Raw genomic sequence first — 527 nt, forward strand, 5'->3', positions numbered from 1 at the left:
GACTCAGGCGTTGACCCGGCAGGAACCGTCTTCGGCAAATCACCATCCCAGCGGTAATATTCACCGGTGGTTTCGTCACGAAGAATTTCATTGCGTTTTGTTATCTCTGCGCCCTGCTGGAAGCTGTCCATCGGGATGTAACCGGCGGCAATGATGGCCTGGTTAATATCGACTTTAAATCGCTCCATGAGCTGATCGAATATCCAGCGCATGCCTTCGATAGTCATATGACAGCGACCAAACCGGTCTTTGTATTCGTGTTCCAGTGATGTCACGAACTCGTCAATTTTGCCTGAGTTAAATTTCAGGTCGCGCGGTGCTTCACTCGGTACTGCATTTTGAGTAGGGATAGTAGCCATGTGCCTTTTTCCAATAAAAAAGCCAGCTCTATGGCTGGCTTGTTGGTTTGAGTGTTATGTCAGACGTTATAGTCTGCTTTCGGTGCAAAATATTCGCTTGCTGTGATGGAGAACGTGCCGTCTGCATCTGGTTTCTTGTCAGAGACTGCCCATCGCATAGCGTCCATT

The 527-nt window shown here is 48.6% G+C and carries 1 pseudogene; it reads right to left on the minus strand.

Features of this window, described 5'->3' with window-relative positions:
- A pseudogene (locus U868_RS23960) lies at positions 1-359 on the minus strand (glycosyl hydrolase family 28-related protein); the annotation flags it as partial.
- Between the last annotated feature and the right edge of the window lie 168 nt (positions 360-527).

It is taken from the genome of Morganella morganii H1r (assembly GCF_000633515.1).
In the GTDB taxonomy this organism is placed as follows: Bacteria; Pseudomonadota; Gammaproteobacteria; order Enterobacterales; family Enterobacteriaceae; genus Morganella; species Morganella morganii_B.